The organism is Nostoc sp. EspVER01 (genome assembly GCF_034530635.1).
Lineage (GTDB): Bacteria > Cyanobacteriota > Cyanobacteriia > Cyanobacteriales > Nostocaceae > Nostoc.
In genome coordinates this window covers 73,011-92,714 of record NZ_JAVRCS010000019.1, presented here as the reverse complement: position 1 = coordinate 92,714, position 19,704 = coordinate 73,011, and the positions used below count along the sequence as shown (strand labels likewise).

General features: G+C 42.2%; 8 protein-coding genes. 3 read left to right on the top strand and 5 right to left on the bottom strand.

Going from position 1 to position 19,704, the window contains the following annotated elements:
• Positions 1 to 16: 16 nt before the first annotated feature.
• The 5 genes from RMX69_RS17365 to RMX69_RS17345 all read right to left on the bottom strand — a co-directional run bounded on the left by RMX69_RS17365 (position 17) and on the right by RMX69_RS17345 (position 11,843).
• Complete coding sequence (locus RMX69_RS17365) at positions 17 to 7,231, bottom strand: aminotransferase class III-fold pyridoxal phosphate-dependent enzyme (RefSeq protein WP_322638203.1); 7,215 nt, start codon at positions 7,229 to 7,231, stop codon at positions 17 to 19.
• Between the two features lie 54 nt (positions 7,232 to 7,285).
• The gene (locus tag RMX69_RS17360) at positions 7,286 to 8,743 is read right to left on the bottom strand and encodes an acyl-CoA-binding protein (RefSeq protein WP_322638202.1); all 1,458 of its coding nucleotides are present in this window, start codon (positions 8,741 to 8,743) and stop codon (positions 7,286 to 7,288) included.
• Positions 8,744 to 8,756: 13 nt separating this feature from the next.
• Positions 8,757 to 10,493 (bottom strand): fatty acyl-AMP ligase, encoded by a 1,737-nt coding sequence (locus RMX69_RS17355; protein ID WP_322638201.1) that lies wholly within the window; start codon positions 10,491 to 10,493, stop codon positions 8,757 to 8,759.
• Between the two features lie 23 nt (positions 10,494 to 10,516).
• Positions 10,517 to 11,374: a 2OG-Fe(II) oxygenase gene (locus tag RMX69_RS17350; RefSeq protein ID WP_322638200.1), complete on the bottom strand. Its 858-nt coding sequence runs from the start codon at positions 11,372 to 11,374 to the stop codon at positions 10,517 to 10,519.
• A gap of 145 nt (positions 11,375 to 11,519) precedes the next feature.
• Positions 11,520 to 11,843, bottom strand: a complete 324-nt coding sequence (locus RMX69_RS17345) for a hypothetical protein (protein WP_289799411.1) — start codon at positions 11,841 to 11,843, stop codon at positions 11,520 to 11,522.
• A gap of 1,158 nt (positions 11,844 to 13,001) precedes the next feature.
• Here RMX69_RS17345 and RMX69_RS17340 point away from each other — a divergent pair.
• The 3 genes from RMX69_RS17340 to RMX69_RS17330 all read left to right on the top strand — a co-directional run bounded on the left by RMX69_RS17340 (position 13,002) and on the right by RMX69_RS17330 (position 19,704).
• Positions 13,002 to 13,796: a 2OG-Fe(II) oxygenase gene (locus tag RMX69_RS17340; RefSeq protein WP_322638199.1), complete on the top strand. Its 795-nt coding sequence runs from the start codon at positions 13,002 to 13,004 to the stop codon at positions 13,794 to 13,796.
• Positions 13,797 to 14,145: 349 nt separating this feature from the next.
• Positions 14,146 to 14,952 (top strand): hypothetical protein, encoded by an 807-nt coding sequence (locus RMX69_RS17335; protein ID WP_322638198.1) that lies wholly within the window; start codon positions 14,146 to 14,148, stop codon positions 14,950 to 14,952.
• Between the two features lie 48 nt (positions 14,953 to 15,000).
• Positions 15,001 to 19,704, top strand: coding sequence for a non-ribosomal peptide synthetase (locus RMX69_RS17330; protein WP_322638197.1), 4,704 nt, complete (start codon positions 15,001 to 15,003; stop codon positions 19,702 to 19,704).

The following is a 19,704-nucleotide window of genomic DNA, read 5'->3' as shown; positions in this document are numbered from 1 at the left end:
ATAAATACTTTTGATATTATATAGCATTTCTCTTAAAGTTCTTTAACTTTTGCATACTAGCCAGTGCTAATTTTTGTTCTTCTCCAATCTGTTTTTGTCCATCTGCTTGAGTCAGTTTTTCGGCGATCGCATCTAGGCTGATATCGGGCTGTTTTATGACAGTGTGGAAAATGGTTTCCAATTGCTGCATCCAGAGCCGAATTGTAGAGGCACTATAAATATCTGCGTTGTAATTACACTTCAATGATAGTTTCCCATCGCTCTCAACCATATTCCAAGTTAGTTCTCTCCGAGCAATGCCAAGATAATTTGTCAAGCCCTCAACTTTCAGCCCAAAAAATTTTAGTTCAACACCAAATTTATCCATACCAACTAATGTTGTAATCAGAGGTGGTCGGCTGGGATCGCGCTTAATATTCAGTTCCTTGAGCAATTGGCTAATCGGATAATTTTGATGCTCATAGCCCTGCAAAACTACCTTTTTAATAGTATTGAGATAGTCACTAAAACTTTGGTTTTTAACTACAAAGCGCAATGGCAATACATTAGCACAATAGCCAACTAGGTCTTTATCTTCTACACAAGTTTGTCCAGCCGTAGGAACACCAATCACGATGTCATTTTGACCAGATAAGTGATGTAATAACAAATTTAAGACAGCAATTAAGGTCATAAACAAGGTACATCTATGCTGATTGCTGAAGCTTTTTAACTCACGCAAACATTCAGCATCAACGAGTAGCGTTTGTTCAACCCCAGCATAAGTTTGTACTTGGGGACGCGGGTAATCTGTTGGCAACTCTAAGACGGGAATTGAATCAGCAAATTGTCCTAACCAGTAAGATTTGTCTGCTAGCATTTTCTCAGTTTGAATTTGCTGTTCTTGCCAGTTTATGTATTGCCGGAATTGCATTGGTTCTTCCATTTCATCTGGAATATTCTGACATTCTGCTGAATATATCGCACCCAAATCCTTGAAGATGACATCAATTGACCAGCCATCAATAATAATGTGATGAACTGTCAGCACCAATAGATGCAGTTGTGGCTCTAGCTTGAGGATATGGACGCGTAATAGAGGCCCAACACTAAAGTCGAAAGGTTTGCGTCCCTCTTTTTCTAGCCACTTAGCGACTTGAACTTTGCAGGTGCTACTATCCCAATTTGAGAAATCAATTATCGGAATATCGATTTTCACAGAAGGTAATATCTGCTGACAATTACTTTGAGTGCTGATAATAGTTCGTAAAGCCTCATGGCGATTGACAATTTTTTGCACAGCCTGATACATTGCCTCTAAGTCAAGTGACCCCTGTAATTGCAGACTTACAGATTCGTTGTAGGCAATTGAACCTTCTTCGCTCATCTGCGCCAACACCCAGAGTTGTTTTTGAGCCTCAGTTAGGGGGATTTTTTGTGCTGCTTCAGCGACAATTACGGACTGTTGGGGTAAAACTGCAAACATCTGCGAGGTAGCAGGAATAGTCATTACTTCTCTAAATCCGCTCTCCTCTAATAAGGTTTGCCATTGGGAAGCATCAAGCAATGGGTAAGATGGTCGCAAATTGGAATCGCCAAATTTCCACCACCCCTGAGTTAATCCAAATATTAAATCCAGCCAACGCTGGCGAGTTGTCCCTTCCATCAGCACTAGCAGTCCCCCTGGAAGCAATAACTGCAACACCTGTTTCAGGGAATTACGCAAATCTGCGGTGGCGTGCAAGACATTAGCCGCCACAATGATATCGTATTGATGAGAATCAAAACCTTGAGCTTCAAGCTCTTGTTCGATGTCTAATATTTCATAACCTACAAATGGATAATCGCCAAATTTCTGCCTAGCTTTGGCAAGGAATAAGGGGGACAAATCGGTAAATAGATATTTTGTTTGTCGTTCGGGCAGATGAGGCAGGATATGGGCTGTTGTTCCCCCAGTCCCAGCGCCAATTTCGAGAATTCCGACGTTACTACCCTTGGGCAAATTTTCCAGTGCGATCGCAATTGTTTTTTGTACCATAGCGTTCATGATTCGTGCTACGGGTGAATCCTGATACAGCTTGGTTAAACTTGTTGAGTCGCCATTGGGGAATAATAACTCTAATGGGTGACGTTTTCCTTGTAACACCTGTGCTAGTTCTTGTCCGCAACGCTGTAGCAAAGATAACTCTGCTTCTAAAGCTGGGTACTCACTTAAAATTTCCCCGGCCTGAAAATGTTCAATTTCCGGGACTCGCATTACTTCCCAGCCATCGCTAACTGGACGCAGTATTCCTTCTTCTGCCAATATCTCCAGCAGGCGACCTAGTAACCGTTGGTGTTGGTTAACCACACCCAACTGTTGAGCGATCGCTACCAATGTAAACTCCTTGCCTGGGTGAAACTCCCAACCTATTGACTGGAAAGCTTTGAGGATATAAGTCAGGCTTAAAGCTTCTAGTTTAGTTAATCCTTGTTGATAAGCTTCTAAGTCTTCCTGGATAATTAATTGTTGGAATTGGGGTGTGAGGCGATCGCTAATTTCTTTTGGGCTTGGGAAGTGAAGTGGTGCTTTCTTTGACGGCGTGACAGGTAGTTCACTTGCTGGCGACTTACTCCCACCTTTGAGCAAAAAACCTCCTTGTCGCAGTTCCTTGATACTATCTTTGACTGCCTGGATGATGCGATCGATATCTGCATGGGTATGTGCAGTTGAGAGAAAGCAGTTACGCCCTTCCCAAATGTAAATGCCTTTTTCTAGTAAATGATAAAACAGCAAGTCTATATTTTCTGAGGAAGCGAAGCGAAATAGGGAGCCAAAATGGACTAACTCTATCGGTACATTCTCCGCTTGGAAGTAAGCATTCAGGGTTGCCGCTAACTCAGAGGTATTATGGTTTAATTGCTGTTGCAGGCCAAAACCTTCTTGCTTGAGATGTTGCAATACTGCCCGTGCTGCCGCCATTCCTAGATGATTTTTATTAAAGGTTCCAGCGAAAAAAGTCTTTTGTGCTTGAGGATAGGAGGCATTACCATAGTTCCATATCCCGCCGTCAATGCCATTCATGTAATCCCTCTTACCAGCGATGACTCCCATCGGTAGTCCGCCGCCGATAATTTTGCCATAGATTACCAGATCCGCTTCAATCCCACAGTAAGCCTGAAAGCCTCCTGGATGGATGCGGAAACCTGTAATTACTTCATCGAAAATTAGGGCAATTCCCTCAGCTTGTGTCAATTGCCTCAACTGTTGTAAAAACCCTTGGGGTTGTAAATGAGGATGGCGACTTTGCACTGGTTCAACCAATACAGCCGCCAGTTCGCCAGCATGAGTCCGTAAAATATCCAGGGATTGGGGATTGCCATAATCCAGTACCAGCACATCGGCAACTGCATAAGGTGAGATCCCTACAGTCATTGGTACAGTATTCGTCTCACCTTGGACTGCCCTAGCTAAGACTCCATCGAAATGACCATGATAGGAACCAGTAAATAGAGCAATCTTATTCCGGCCAGTCGTTGTCCGTGCTAACCGCAGCGCTGTCATCACCGCTTCTGTACCTGTATTACAGAAAGTGACTCGCTCCATATTAGTTAATTCACAGATTAACCCAGCTACCTCTGTTGCCAGATTGGATTGAGGCCCTAGTTGTATTCCTTGGTGAATCTGTTCTGTCAAGGCTTGAGTTATAAATGGTGCATCATGACCAAACAGCAACACCCCAAACCCCATCGAGATGTCGATATACTCGTTACCATCAATATCCCAAAATTTTGCACCTTTTGCTCGTTCTCCAATAATCGGATAGACCATTTCTTTGATGGAAGGGCGGAATCCAGCCACAGCCCTACTATCAGCCAGAAGAGAGCGGCTGATTTCGGCTCGTTGCTTAGATTGTTGCGTCCGTTTGGTATAGCGGGCGATCAGTGCTTGTAAATGGCGCTGTTGTTGTGGGTTAAGCTCCTTAATTTGAGTTTCTGAAACTAGCTGCTGATTTGGTTTGCCGTTCTGGTAAGAATTAATAGTAGGTGCAGTTGCTTGCTGTGGGGATAAAGAACCTCCATTTGAGGATGATGATACCTGCGCTTGATTACTTCCCTTACCCTGTAATAGTTCTAGCTGCTGAGACATTAGCTGAGACATCACTTGAAGTTGCTGTGACATAATTCGCTCTAATGCTGACTCATGCAAGGTTTCTGGCGAATTGGGAATTACTGGATTCGCAATTTGTGGGGTTAATTGCTCTGGCTGTGTAGGCTGAGACTCTGATTCAGGGCAAGGTACATTCTGAGCAATGTAAGTTGCTAACGCCTCAATGGTTCTATATTCTTCAAATAGCTGGCTAATAGATATCTTAATGCCATAAGTGTTTTCAATTGCTGCGATCGCATCAATGAGGATCAGCGAATCAGCCCCCATTTCCAAAAAAGGTGTGTGAATATCTATTTCATTAGGATCTAATTGCAGTAATTTACTGATAATAGAACTCAATGTGACTAAAATTTGCTGTGGTGGTTTGGTGTGAGAAATTGCATCTGTCTGAAACTGGGATACCTTGGCATCTAATTTCTGTTCATCCATGACTTGAGTTGTATCTTGAATCCAGTAACGTTGACGTTGGAAGGGATAGGTAGGAAGCGATCGCTTATTTCTGGAATAATCTCGATCGAATCCCCTCCAGTTAATATTTACCCCTTGCACGTACAAAGCAGATAAGCTCGAAAGCAACACTTGCCAATCCTCTTGTCCTGGGGCTAGGGAAGGGAGCCAGGTTGCATGATTTTGCTGGCATTTTTGGCCCATTCTGGAGAGGATAGGCTTGGAACCGATTTCTAAAAATAAGTTATAGCCTTGAGCAAATAAACTATTTATCCCCGCCATGAATTTTACTGGTTCTCTGGTATGCCGTCGCCAATAATTGGCATCAGGGATATATTCAGAGGGCAGCATTTCGCCTGTGAGGTTAGAAATTAGGGGTAGGCGTGGAGTTTGAAACTTTACTTGGCTGGCCTCAGTCTCAAAGCTATCCAGCATCGGGGCGATGAGTGGGGAATGAAAGGCGTGAGAAACTCGCAACTGTTGAGTTTTGATTCCTTGGGCTGACCAGGCGGCAACTAGTGCCCTGACTGGCGATCGCAGACCGGAAATGACAATATTCTCAAGTCCATTAATCGCGGCAATGGCAACTTCTGAGGAGTATGGTTGAATTGCTGCTTGTACCTGACTTTCAGAGGCAAAGACAGCGACCATTTCACCAGTTTGGGGCAATGACTGCATCAAACTAGCTCTTTTTGCCACTAGCTTTAGACCTTCTTCCAGGCTAAATACCCCCGCCACACAAGCGGCGACATATTCACCCAAACTGTGACCAATTACGACGTGAGGGATAACACCCCAAGACTGCCATAATTCAGCGAGGGCATATTCTAGAGCAAATAAAGCGGGTTGGGTATAGGCAGTTTCGTCTAAAAGTGAACTTTCAGCGTCGGTTGCATAGAGGATTTCCAGCAACGGCTTGTCCAAATAGGGACGGAGAATTTCATCGCAACGTTCGAGGGTTTTGCGGAAGGTAGGCTGGGTTTCGTAAAGTTGACGACCCATACCTACGTATTGTGACCCCTGTCCGGTGAATAAAAAGGCTATTTTCAAGGACTGGCGGCTGGCAACCTTACCAGCCAATATTCCAGTCATTGCCTGATTCTCAGTTAAATTACTGAGGCGATCGCCTAACTGTTTGCTTGATTGCGCGACAATTGCCAACCGATGGGCAAAATGCGATCGCCCCGTGTTGGCACTAAAGCAGACATCTGCCAAAGATACATCAGCATCAGCCGCAAAGAAATCAGCATAACGTTGCGCCAATTCCTGCAAAGCCGCCTCATTCTTAGCCGATAGAGTCAGAAGATGCAGCGATCGCTCAACTTGAAAAATCCCCCCCGCTCCCCTGCTCCCCTGCTCCCCTGCTCCCCCGCTCCCTTCAGGCGCAGCTTCTAAAATCAGATGAGAATTAGTGCCACCAAAGCTAAACCCACTCACACCAGCCAAAAGGCGATCGCTAGGCCAAGGTTGACATTCCCCAGGAATAAAAAATGGTGTTCCATCTAAACCCAGATGGGGATTTAACTGCTGCAAGTGGAGGTGGGGGGGAATTTTTTTGTGTTGTAGCGATAACACTACCTTAATTAAACCTGCTACCCCAGCGGCTGGTTCTAAATGACCAATATTTGTTTTCACCGAGCCAATTCCACAGCGTTGTTCAGGGGAACGCCCCGACATCAATACTGCTTTTAACGCTCTAATCTCAATTGGATCTCCTAGAGGAGTACCAGTTCCGTGGGCTTCTATATAGCTAATCTCTGCGGGTGCGACACCAGCGTTTTTTAAAGCTTGGCGAATCACTGCCTGTTGAGCCAAGCCATTCGGTGCTGTAATCCCGTTACTGAGTCCATCGTGATTAACTGCCGAACCTTTAATTACTGCTAAGATGCGGTCTCGATCCTGAATGGCATCACTGAGGCGCTTGAGAATCGTAATACCGCAACCCTCACCCCGGACGTATCCATTGGCACTAGCATCAAAGGTTTTACATCGACCATCAGGAGCCATCATCCGGGCTTGGGAGAAGGTAATTGTCATGTCTGGCGATAGCATCAGGCTGACACCGCCAGTAATTGCTAAGTTAGACTCCCCACTTTGCAAACTTTGACAAGCAGAGTGAATTGCTACCAAGGATGAGGAACAAGCTGTTTCGATAGCCATACTTGGCCCATGCAAATCCAGCAGATAAGATAAGCGATTAGCGGCAATGCTCAGAGTCAGACCAGTGCCATTATGAATATTGATGTTGGCTAAATCACTACATAAAAATCTGCCGTAGTCGTAGTTGCCAATGCCAATAAAAACACCAGTTTGGCTACCCGCGAGACTTTCTGGTGCGATCGCGGCATCTTCTAAAGCCTCCCAAGCTACTTCCAAAACCAGTCTGTGCTGGGGGTCTATGCGTTCGGCTTCACGGGGAGAAATCCCAAAAAAATTGGGGTCGAATCGATCTACTTGATCTAAGAAACCGCCCCAGCGAGTGTTCATTTTCCCTGGAGTAGCCGGATCGGGATCGTAAAAAGCCTCAACATCCCATCGGTCTTTTGGCACTTGAGCGATCGCATCGATGCCATTATGCAAAAGCTTCCAGAATGATTCGGGATTATTAGCATGAGGAAAACGGCAACCGATGCCTATAATCGCTATGGGTTCCACTTTTGACCTTTTTTGTGTATATTACAACATCATTTTTTCGGTACTTACAGAAGTTTACGCCAAAACTTGCATTTCCTCTGCTATGTGTTGGGCTAAAGCCTCAATAGTCGGGTATTCATATACTAGAGTCGGAGCAAGTTTATATCCTGTCGCAGCTTCTAGATCGCCCATTAGAACAGTTCCTTCTGCTGAGGATAAACCATAACGTTGGAAGGGAATATTTACTTCTATTTCATCTGGTTGCGTGTCCAACAGTTCAGACAGATAAGAGATTAACCAATTTTCAATATCCGCTGCTTTTAATACTCCCTTATTTACTGTACTAGTATTGCTTCTACTACTGGCATCTTTGGGATTTTTTCGTGGCAAACTCCTTACTAATTGGCTATACCGCTTCATTGCTTCTGTAGTACTCATGCCTTGATATCGATTCCACGCTTGCCATTGAATATATTTACGCGGATGCAAAATTGGATTTGGTTCTTCTTCTTGACAATCTCCTTCTAAAACCTGTTTTTCCAAACCGTAAATTTCTAGTTGTAGTTTGTCTTCTGGGATATTTACATGACCAAAGCGCACCAAATTAGACATGAGTTGAAATTCTACTTCCGTCTCATCTAAATCATGCTCATCTCTAACTACGTTATGTCTATAATCATCACGTCCAGAAACTAAAATACAAAAATGCCTTTTGATGTTGTGGGCATTTTCATCAATAAAATCCCCTTGCCAGCGATAGGGATAAACCTGGGTACTTGGACGCACATAACGGCCAATAATCGCCAAGCGACGACGATTTGAGTGATTGGGTAGGGAACAGTGCATTGTACTTTCAGTAAAGACGATCGCTTGACCTGCCTTGACTGGCACTGATTCTACTTCCCAGTCATTTTCATCAAATTCATAAGATAAGGAGTATTGTTGCTCTTTTTGCCAAACTGTTTTATGGGCACTAATGCCAGCAAACACACCTTCAGATGCCGGAACACTCCCTTTTAATATTTTAAACATTTGCTGATGCGATCCATTGGCGAAACGCATACAACCATTTTCCAGGTCGGCATCTTCCAAGGCCACCCAGACTGTTAAATTTAAAGGGTCTTCGTCTTGAGAATAAACTAAAGTTTTCTTAGCAAAGTCGATGTCACTTGATGTATAAAACTCTTTCGCTTGATGCCATTTAATTTCCCCTTGTCCGGGCATTTTACAAAAGACATTGGTATACCAAAGCAATAAGTTTTCTCCAGCGATTTGGTTTAAGCGCTGAATTAGTTGCGGATGTTGAAATAGTTCTGCTATTGGTTTATGAAATAGATAATGATCGCGGGGAGTTTCTAAATTAATAACATTATTATAAAATGTGATAATTTCCTGTCCATCTGCTTCTTTGATAATGCGGCTATTAGTTTCTAAACATTCCTTTACTGCGGCAATTTCTGCTGGTGCAAAGATATCGACTGGGCCGACCCATCCTTTTTGTTGGAAATGTTTAACTTGGTCTTGATTTAACATATTATCTCTATCTTTAGATGGTTGCTGTTAATTTCGGGGATTTTTCTGATGTTAATAAATTCAGTGTGTTATTCAAAAATTTTTGACGGCAAGCTTGACGCTGAATCTTACCACTAGAAGTTTTAGGAACGGTTCCCGTTTTTACTAATAAAACAGTATGAGTTCGGATCTCATGTTCCGCTGCCACTGCTTGACGAATGTTACCAATTACTTCATTAACATCTAGCCGTCGCAGATAACTCCGCTCTACTTCTTGAACTACAACTAACTGTTCCTCACCTTTAAATTCCACTGCAAAGGCTGCCCCACAACTGGGTCGCAATGCGGGATGACTATTCTCAATGGTTAATTCAATATCTTGGGGATAATGGTTGCGTCCTTGAATAACGATCGTATCTTTCAACCGCCCTGTAACGAATAATTCGCCATCCTTAATAAATCCTAAGTCGCCTGTACGGAGAAACATTCTAGAATCACTATCTTTTAGGGTTGCTTGAAAGGTTTTTTGTGTCTCTTGGGGGTTTTTCCAGTAGCCTTGAGCAATAGTAGAACCTGATACCCAAATTTCCCCGACTTGTGAATCTTGGCATCGAATAAAGGATTCAGGATGAACGATCGCAATTTGTGTATCAATCTCGCTACGTCCACATCCCACTAATGTCTGCACATTTTGTTGGTTTAATCTTGCCTCTACCACTCGATTTTCTGCTAGTGCATCTGCATCAACTTGCAAGAATACAGGCGGATCTTGTTGACGCACCGCCGCCACTTTCAGGGTGGCTTCCGCCAAACCATAACCGGGACAGAAGGCTGTTAAATCAAATCCACAGGGTTTAAAGGTTTCGGCGAACCGTTGTAAGACATCTGCCCTCACAGGTTCAGCACCATTTAAAGCCATTTGCCAGCTACTCAAATCCAAGGTAGCCTTTTGTGCTGCGGTGATTTTCCGCACGCATAGATCGTAGGCAAAATTCGGTGCGCCGCTATGACTAGCTTTGTAAGTCGAAATCGCCTGTAGCCATCGTATGGGTTTATGTAGAAAGGACACAGGAGGCATCATGTAGCAAGAACAACCTTTATATAATGGTTCGATGACTCCATAAATTAGCCCCATATCGTGAAAGGTGGGTAGCCAAGTGACAATAATACTGTCTGCTGTGTGGTTCCATCCGCGATCGAGGTCGGTACAGTTGGATAGGAGATTGCCGTGGCCGACCATCACTCCCTTGGGAGTGCCTGTAGAGCCGGAGGTGTACTGGAGAAGAGCTAGGGTATCGCTATTGACAATAGGTTTCTGCCATGCATCTGCTAAATCTGCATCAATGTCATCGGTGGCTAACCAACGCAACTGGGCTAACTCTGGGTGTTCTACCAACCAATGCTGACTATTGGCTAAGACAGATGTGGTTGTGAGGGCAAAGGTTGCTTCTGCATCTTTGGCCATCGCCAACAGCCTAGACTTTGACTGATTGGCACGGAGGGGATAGGCGGGAATAGCTACAACTCCAGCCAACAAACATCCGAAAAAAGCGGCAATGAATTCTAAACCTGGTGGATACAGTAGTAAGGCTTGTTGACCTATGGCATTAAAACTCTGAAGTTTGGCGGCGATCGCCTGTGCTAATCGCTCCAATTCTTGATAACTTAGAGTATGCGCTGCAATTTCTCCATCCTGAAGAAAAGTGTAATTTTTATCAGGCTGCGATCGCGCTCTTTCACTCAAAGCATCTACTAAGGTAGAAAATTTCATGCATTTATTGCCCTCTTAATTCCCTAACTCCAGTAGAAAAGTTTTTCACGCTCCTTGGAGAAGGCAAGAAATCCGCCTACGGTAATCCGACGGCGAGAACCTTCAACCGCAGAAACACGATGCAAAATCCTCCCTGCATCAAAGACCACTAAAGAACCAGCTTGTGGACTGAGGAACATTTGGTCGTAGTCTTCCATAACTGAGGCAATCAGTTGACCGTTCACTAAACCATTTTTCCTTGTTCCCCCATGTTCCTTATCGGGCCATTCTGTCTCTGACCACTCTAAATCATAGAGAACTAACTCTCCCCCAGCATTAGCAGCACTCAACACTACAAAATAGCTGAGATGATCTTCGGGTTCAACTATGGTTTCTAAGTGGCGATACCCTGGTGTGCAATGCAGAAATTGATTTTCAAAATGCCAGCCCATCTCCTGGCCAGTTTTTAAAACTCGAATTGTCGTTGGAGTATAGGCGTAGCCGTCGGGGGTAACGGGAAGTTCAACGGGCCGACCACCAGACATTGCACCGAGAACTTCTGTTAGCCGCGTCTCGAAATCGGCTCCTCCACTGAAGAGTTGACGGCAATATTTCCGAAAATCAACCGCTTCTTCACAATATTGAGTAATATCGGCATCGCATATATATAATGCTGGGCCGTAAATCAGAACATCCCCAAAGGGCGAACCAGGAAATGGGTCTTTGCGCGTTAGCCGACTGACGACTCTGGAGATATCTTCTGGAGAGAGAAAATTCTTGACGATCAAACCATGAACCTGGCGATCGCAAATATCTATAATTCCTTCTGGATAGTTACCAATTTCGCTAACATCCAGTTCAACAAAATTATATAAGGACTTGGCTACAGGAGACTTAATCATGATTTCGCCAAAAACAAATTTTTACAAACTCTACTAATTGTTCTTTTTGTTCAAGAAGGCTTGTAATAGATACATCTCAGACTATCCTGTTTTTTGAAAACCTGAGATGTATCAAATTTCAAATCAAAGATTTCGCACTCAGATTTTAGCTGGCACTAATTGCACTTCCAAAATGACAAGAGGTACTACAGTAGGTATCCGCCATAGCAGCTATGATAGGGTTGATTTCATATTGGACTTTCAGAGAGTCGATATACGTACTCACATCTGCTTCTGAAACATCAAAGCCCTTAGATTTAGCTACTTTAGACAACTCTTGTGCTACTTTTGCAACTTTTTCTTCTGGAGATCCCTGAAGATTAGTTAAAGCTTTTTGCAATTCTGCACCTACTCCTGATGAGTCGCTAGCTGGATTGTTATTTTCTGTCGTAATATTTTTTACGAAGTCAGTAAATTGTGCTATTGACATATTGTTTCTCCTTGTAATCTTGTCCTCTGTTTTTAAGAAACACATTTTATAATCCTCCTTCTCTAAGAATTTGAGGATTTATATTTCAGTGTGTTTCTTTCATAATTATTGCGGCAGCGAAAAAACTTCTCTGTTAGAGGTTATTAAGAAATACACACATTTTATAAACTTGATTCAGTCAGGATCTGAGGTTTTAAATTTCAATGTATTTCTTCCATTTTTTGTTAGCGCATAGGGGCGCTAATCAAAAGCTCATATCTGGTGCCATTGTCTGATTGCAAGCTTTAAAATTGCATTGTTTGTTGCTAGTCATTACTGGTTGTTCGCTTAAATCCTGAATTTATAAGCTGTAGACATTGCCCAGTTTCAGGTTGTCGAAAATAGCGCCAGATTTGGTCTCTGTCAAAATTGAGAGAATTTTACTAGAGAAATCCGCTTACCAGAAATTGAGATATTTGGGATTTTGTAAATCAAGGGTAAAGCAGATCAGCCTTTGGTATAAAACCTTTTGCACTTGGTAGCTATTCGCTTTCCGTCAGATAATTACTTGAATTTATTTCGTAGTCAGGCTTTCAGCTCTGAGTTGGGAATTTCAAAAGCGATGAAGTCTTTACCACGCAACTCTGTCATCCTATAACGGGAAGGGACTAAGTGCAATGTCCGATACAAAATTTAATTATATTGACCGTCTAGTTACCATGTATTAACATTACTTTATCATATACCCCTTATACGCTACCTCGTGTAATATTTTTGACATTTTTACGTACAAACACTGTATAATTGCGATGTCAAAACTAAATAACTTTAGCTTTTAAGCTCTATTTTTCGTGAAGGCTGTTATTGGGAGCGACTGCGTTAAACGGGTTTCTCGGCTTGTTTGCCCTTGGCTTTCTCGTTCGTATAGCGTCTTTGTTAGGATAAGGGTAGCAAGTAAAGTTTGACAAAAAAAGCTTAATAAAAAAAAGATTTACATCAAGATATGTTAGTGTTTGACTAAGTTGTATAAACCCTAAATTCTTGGTTTAAAATTTATGGATACCATCACCATAGCCAGTTGTAACTGAATATTAAATTACCGATTGCGCTAGATTAATTTTGTGGTATTGGTTAAAACAAGGTAACAAACCAGATTTAGGAGTTTTGGAAAATTCTGCGATGACATACGTTAAAAATGATTTATGGCTCACGGTTACAGCTGATTTATTAGCTAATTATCCAGACGCAGTTAATCGGATATACAAAGGTGAAATTGATGGAATGCTGATTAAGCAGGTTTTCACCAAAGAAGAAATGCTCAAGGCGAAACATCAACTGGAAAACATAAAAAGTCGGAAAAGTGTGGGTTACGGCGAATCATTTGGTGTTGTTCTACCTGCCAAAGAAAATGAACCGACTAAATACTTCCAAGATGTAAAGACATATAGAAACGATCTGAAAAATATTTTTGAAATTGGTTATGAACAAAGAATTGAAGGATTACTAAGTAAGGTGTCAGGAGGGAGAGTAGTAGAGATAGCCTCAGAAAATAATCAAACTTATGCCCCTGCTCAAATCAGATTTGTTGAGCCAAATAAAGGTGGGATTATTATTCATAAAGGTAGTCAATTTCTCCAGCATCCATCCTTTGCTCATTTAACAAAAATTGCTAGATTACAAGAACATCTGAGTTATTTTCTGATCGTCGATAAGCCGGAAGAAGGTGGAGAATTAATAATTTACGATTTGCCGCCAGAAGAAGCGAAAAAGGATTTTGATACTTTAGTTAAGGATTCCGCTTTTGAAAAATGCGACAAAAAATATATCAGTCCAGACATTGGTGATATGGTTCTTTTCCACGGTGGTACAATATGGCATAAGGTAGCGGAGGCCAGGGGAAACAAAAATCGTATTAGTATAGGTGGATTTGTTGCTATATCAACAGACGATCAAAAGATATTCTATTGGAGTTAATCAAATTATAGTCAAAAATCATTGCAGAATTTAGGCTATTGCTTAAAGGATGTTTTTAAAGTATCAAATTGTGTTACTATCTCCTTTTTTGTTGGGATTTAGGGAGATGAAGGAATTTTTACATAACCAAGCACTTTTAAAACATCCTCTTTGTAGGACTTTATCTAAATACAAGAACGTCAGCGTTATTTTATAAAGGTTCTAGCTTCGACAGCCATTTTTTATTTCTCAATAATTTTGGTGGGACAAAATTATTGAGAAATAAGGGTTTTTAGTTTGATGCGATCGCATCTAATTAATGTATGTAAAATGGCTCATCACAAATTTAAAATTATAGATGGAGAACAAGATGAATAAAAATGCTACTCAGCCAGACTTAGCAATCAAAAACTGGCTCACTTTAGAAGCTGAATTAGCCAGTAATTATCCTGATAGCATTAATCAAATTTATCAAGGTGAAATCGATGGAATGCTCCTCAAAGGAGTCTTTTCCCAGGCAGAAATGTTAGAAGTAAAACAGAGACTAGATAACGCCAGTGACGAGCTAGAAACTGTTAGATACGGTACAACCCTTGGCTGTGTTTTAATGGCAGCAGGTAGTGATAAAGAAAGATATTTTCAAGGTGCAGACAATTTCAGGAACAAGTTAAAGACGCTTTTTGACACCAATTTTGAAGCGAGATTAGAAGCAACTTTAACTGAAATTTCTGGAGGCAGAAAGGTCGAGGTAGCTAGAGAAAATGATGAGCGGGTTTATACTCCGGCTACTGTGAGATTTGTTTACCCAAATCTAGGTGGAATGGTTCCCCATAAAAACAATGATTTTCTGGAAAATTCTTACTACGATCACTTGAACCAAATTGCCAAAATGGTAGATGCTCTTAGCTATTTTATCATCATTGATAAACCAGAAGCAGGTGGAGATTTAGTACTTTACGATTTACCTCCAGAAGAGTCAATGACTCTCACCAAAGATTTGGATTTAGAAAAATGCCCCAAGAGATATATTACCCCCGATATCGGAGACATGATTGTTTTTCACGGCGGTAATATAGTGCATCAAATTACTGATGTAATAGGGCAAAAAGTTAGAATTACGATTGGTGGCTTCTTAGCAATGTCTAAAGACGATCAAAAAATCCTCTATTGGAGTTAAATAGTTTTGCTGTGACTCGATAGAGGTATAGGTAGGCAAGAAGAGGAAATGATTGAGCTTTTTCGACTTTCAACTCAGCAAAAGCATCTGTGGTTGTTGCAGCAAGCTGATTCTAGCTTGCCTTATCGGACTCAGTGTGCTGTTTTAATTGAGGGAATTCTCAATATCGAGACTCTCGAAATTGCCTTAAATACTGTCATTAATCGACATGAGATTTTACGTACCACATTCAAAAGTTCACCAGAAGAGAGTATTCCCTTTCAAGTCATAACCGACAGTAACCTACCACCAATTTATCAGCACGACTTGGCTGCTTTAACTGCATCAGAACAGGAAGCTGAAATCGCAGCAATTTGGCAAAAGATGAGCCAATTGGATTTCGATTTTGCACAAGCTCCAATTTTGAATGTATCTTTGATAATTTTGTCGCCTCAAAAGCATTTATTATTTCTTTGTTTACCGTCTCTGTGTGCAGATGGTGTAACACTTAAAAATTTGGTGCGTGAAATTAGCTGTAACTATGGAGGATTGGCAAAAGGACAGCTTCAGCACGAACCAATGCAATATGCTGATTATTCAGAATGGCAACATGAATTACTCGTAGCAGAAGATACCAAAAAAGGTCGAGAGTATTGGGAAAAACAGGATATTTCTGCTATTTTTAATTTCAAACTTCCAGGAGAAAATCAGTCAGCTAATAAGAGAGAATTTCAACCAAAATTAATTGCGATCGCTATTCAACCACATACAGTTGCAAAGCTAAAAAACCTGATACGGCAGTATGATATTTCAATATCTGTATTTCTGCAAACTATCTGGCACATTCATCTGTGGCGATTGACAAAAGAATCAAATCTGATTGTTGGTGTAGGATACGATGGTCGCCAATATGAAGAATTACAGACATCATTAGGATTGTTCGCTAGATATTTACCAATTCATGTTCATTTAGCAGCGAACTTACAATTTTTGGAAGTTTTAAAGCAGATTAATGAATCTACACTTCAACAAACCAAATGGCAGGATTATTTTAGTTGGAATGAGATAAATTTATCTTGGTTTCCAGTCACCTACAATTTTGCAGAAGAGACAGAGCAGTATTTTGCAGAGAATCTGGTTATATATATAGATAAGCAATTGAGCTATATTGATAAATTTAAATTAAATTTATCATGCTGTGTAACCAAAAACCAAGAAATAGTTGCAGAATTTCACTATGATTCCAGCTTATTTCGAGCAGAGGATATAAAACGTTGGGCGGGACAATTTCAGATGTTGTTAGCAAGTGCTATTGAGAATCCGTTAACTTTAATCAGTAAGTTAGAAATTCTCAGTGAAGTAGAGCGACAACAACTGTTGTTATGGTGCAACAATACAGAAACTAATTATTCAAAATTTCAGTGCATACATCAACTGTTTGAAAAACAGGCAGATAGTACACCAGATAATGTTGCCGTTGTGTTTGAGAACCAGCAATTGACTTATGCTCAACTCAACGCTCGTGCTAATCAGTTAGCACGTTATTTACAGGATTGGGGTGTGGGGCCAGAAGTTTTGGTGGCAATTTGTCTGGAGCGATCGCACTTGATAATTATCGCCCTGCTAGCTATCCTGAAAGCAGGTGGTGCTTATGTACCGCTCGATCCTCAACTGCCAAAAGAACGCCAAGCCTTGATTTTAGAAGATACCCAGGCAACAGTGGTATTGACTCAAGAATTCTCAGCCTGGACTCTACCTGAACATAGGGCGCGTGTGGTTTCCCTAGATGCAGATTGGCATATCATCGCCGAAAAAAGCAATGAAAACTTGCCCAGCAAAGTCATTCCAGAAAATTTAATCTATGTACTCTACACCTCTGGCTCTACAGGAAAACCTAAAGGAGTTGCCGTTGAGCATCACCAAATGTGCAACTATCTTTATAGCATCCTTGCTCAACTAAATCTGCCTAATGGTGCTAGTTTTAGCTTAGTTTCTAGCTTCGCCGCAGATTTAGGTAATACAGTTATCTTCCCTGCCTTGTGTACAGGCGGCTGTCTCCATGTAATTTCTCAAGAGCGAACCTCTGATGCAGATAAGCTGGCTGATTACTATGACAATCATGGCGGTATCGACTGTCTCAAAATTGCTCCCAGTCATCTGCAAGCTTTACTAAATTCCTGCCAACACCCCGCCCAAATCTTACCCCGCCATCGGTTAATTTTGGGTGGTGAAGCCTTGAGTTGGCAACTAGTTGAGAAGGTGCAAGCGTTAGCCCCTGACTGTAAGATTCTGAATCACTACGGGCCTACAGAAGCTACCGTAGGAGTGCTTACTTATCAGGTGGAAAACGGTCAAAGCGATTATGCAGCAAGTGTTCCCCTTGGGCAACCTCTAGCAAACACGCAAATCTTGCTTTTAGATGAGCATCTGCAACCCGTTCCCATCGGTATCCCTGGAGAACTATACATCGGTGGTGCGAATTTAGCGCGGGGCTATTTCAACCGCCCAGATTTGACCAGAGAAAAATTTATACCAAATCCATTTATTGATTTTGGATTAAGCGATCCGAGTGAGAACCTGCTATCTTCTAAAACTGATAAACAGCTTAATAATCCAAAATTAACCCGTCTATATAAAACTGGAGATTTAGCACGTTACCTCAGTGATGGTAACATCGAGTTCCTCGGTCGAATTGACCATCAGGTGAAGATTCGCGGCTTCCGCATCGAGTTGGGAGAGCTTGAGGCAGCATTGCGACAACACCCAGCAATACGAGAAACTGTAGCGATCGCCCTAGACGATCATCAAGGTGAAAAGCGGCTAGTTGTCTATATCGTCCCCCACCGCACAGATGTATCTAGCAGTGAACTACGCAACTTTTTGCAGGAGAAACTGCCCGACTACATGATGCCCTCTGTTTTCGTGAGGCTGGACGCTTTGCCATTGCTGCTTAACGGTAAGTTAGATCGTCGCTCCCTCCCAGCACCAGATTGGACACGCCCCGAACTAGAAGCAGCATTTATCGCACCTCGGACTCCAGAAGAACAAATATTAGCCGATATCTGGGCGGAAGTTTTGGGTGTCGAACAAGTGGGAGTGCAGGATAACTTCTTTGAGTTAGGCGGAGATTCTATCCTCAGCATTCAGATTGTCGCCAGAGCCAAAGAAGCGGGGCTTTGTCTGACCCCCATGCAGCTATTTCACCAGCAAACGATCGCCCAGTTAGCAGCCTTAGCCACAAAAACGCCTAAGCCAACACAGGGTTTGGTAACTGCTGAAGTGCCCCAAGTTCGTCACCGCCTCTCTTTTGATGGAAGCTACACCCCTTCTGATTTTCCCCAAGCGAAGTTGAACCAAGAACAGCTGGATCTACTGGGCGCTAAATTTGCTATTGAAGATATTTACTGTCTCTCACCTCTGCAACAAGGCTTACTCTTTCATAGCTTGTACGATCCAAAATCAAGAATGTACTTCCAGCAAAAGATTTTAACCTTCCAAGGAAAATTGAATGCTACCGCTTTCCGGCAAGCATGGCAACAGGTAGTAAATCGCCACCCCAGCTTGCGAACCATCTTTCTTTGGGAAGACTTGGCAGAACCGATACAAGTAGTGCTACAGCAGGTAGAATTGCCTTGGCAGCAGCAAGACTGGCGCTACATGTCTCCAACTGAGCAAGAAGAACAATTGCAGACTTATCTTCAAGCAGATTCACAGCAGGTTTTTTCACTGAGTGAAGGCCCATTGATGCGATTGGCACTTATCCAAACTGCTCCAGACATTCATCAATTCATCTGGAGCCACCACCATATAATACTGGATGGTTGGTCTACTTCTGCGATCGTCACAGAGGTCTTCAAGTTATACAAAGCATTTTGTGAAGGTCAGGATTTATACCTTAAAGATAACCATCTTTATCGAGACTATATCGCCTGGTTGCAACAGCAAGACTGGTCTGGAGAAGAAAGCTTCTGGCGAAAGGCTCTCAGGGGACTACGCGCTCCAACTAAGTTAGGTGTAGATTGGGTGTCGGGCAATTTACCCGATCCAGATTGGGGATGGGGATATGCTCAGGAGGAAACCACACTCTCAGCCGATGTTACCTCGTCCCTACAGTCCTTTGCCAGAAAGCATCATTTAACGCTCAACACCATCATTCAGGGAGTTTGGGCTTTGCTTTTAAGCCGATACAGCGGTGAGGAAGACGTGGTTTTCGGCGTGACTGTCTCTGGTCGTCCAGCAGATTTGCCAGGAGTTGAGGCGATCGTTGGACTATTAATCAATACCCGACCGATGCGAGTACAAGTTTCTGGTCATGTCTCTGTTTTATCCTGGTTACAGAGGTTGCAACAGCAACAAGTAGAACTGCTTCAGTATCAGTATAGTTCTCTAGTGCAGATTCAAGAGTGGAGCCAGATACCCAGAGGAACGCCTTTGTTCGATAGTTTTGTCTCCTTTCAAAATCACCCATTGAATCTTTCCTTAATAGAGGAAAACAGTAGCCTAAAAATTATCAATGTACGTTCCTTTTTTGAAACCAACTATCCTTTAAGTGTAACGGTAGAACCAGGTTATCAACTGTTAATCAGAATCGAATATTTATCCAATAAATTTGATATTGCCACTATTCGCCGAATATTAGAACAGTTTGGGACTGTGCTGAAAAATATTCCAGTCAATTTAGCCCAACCTCTATCGCATATTTCTCTAACTACTGAAACTAACGTAGTAGAAAGTCAAGTGCTAGTCAATAGTTTCAATGCTGATCTGGAGTAA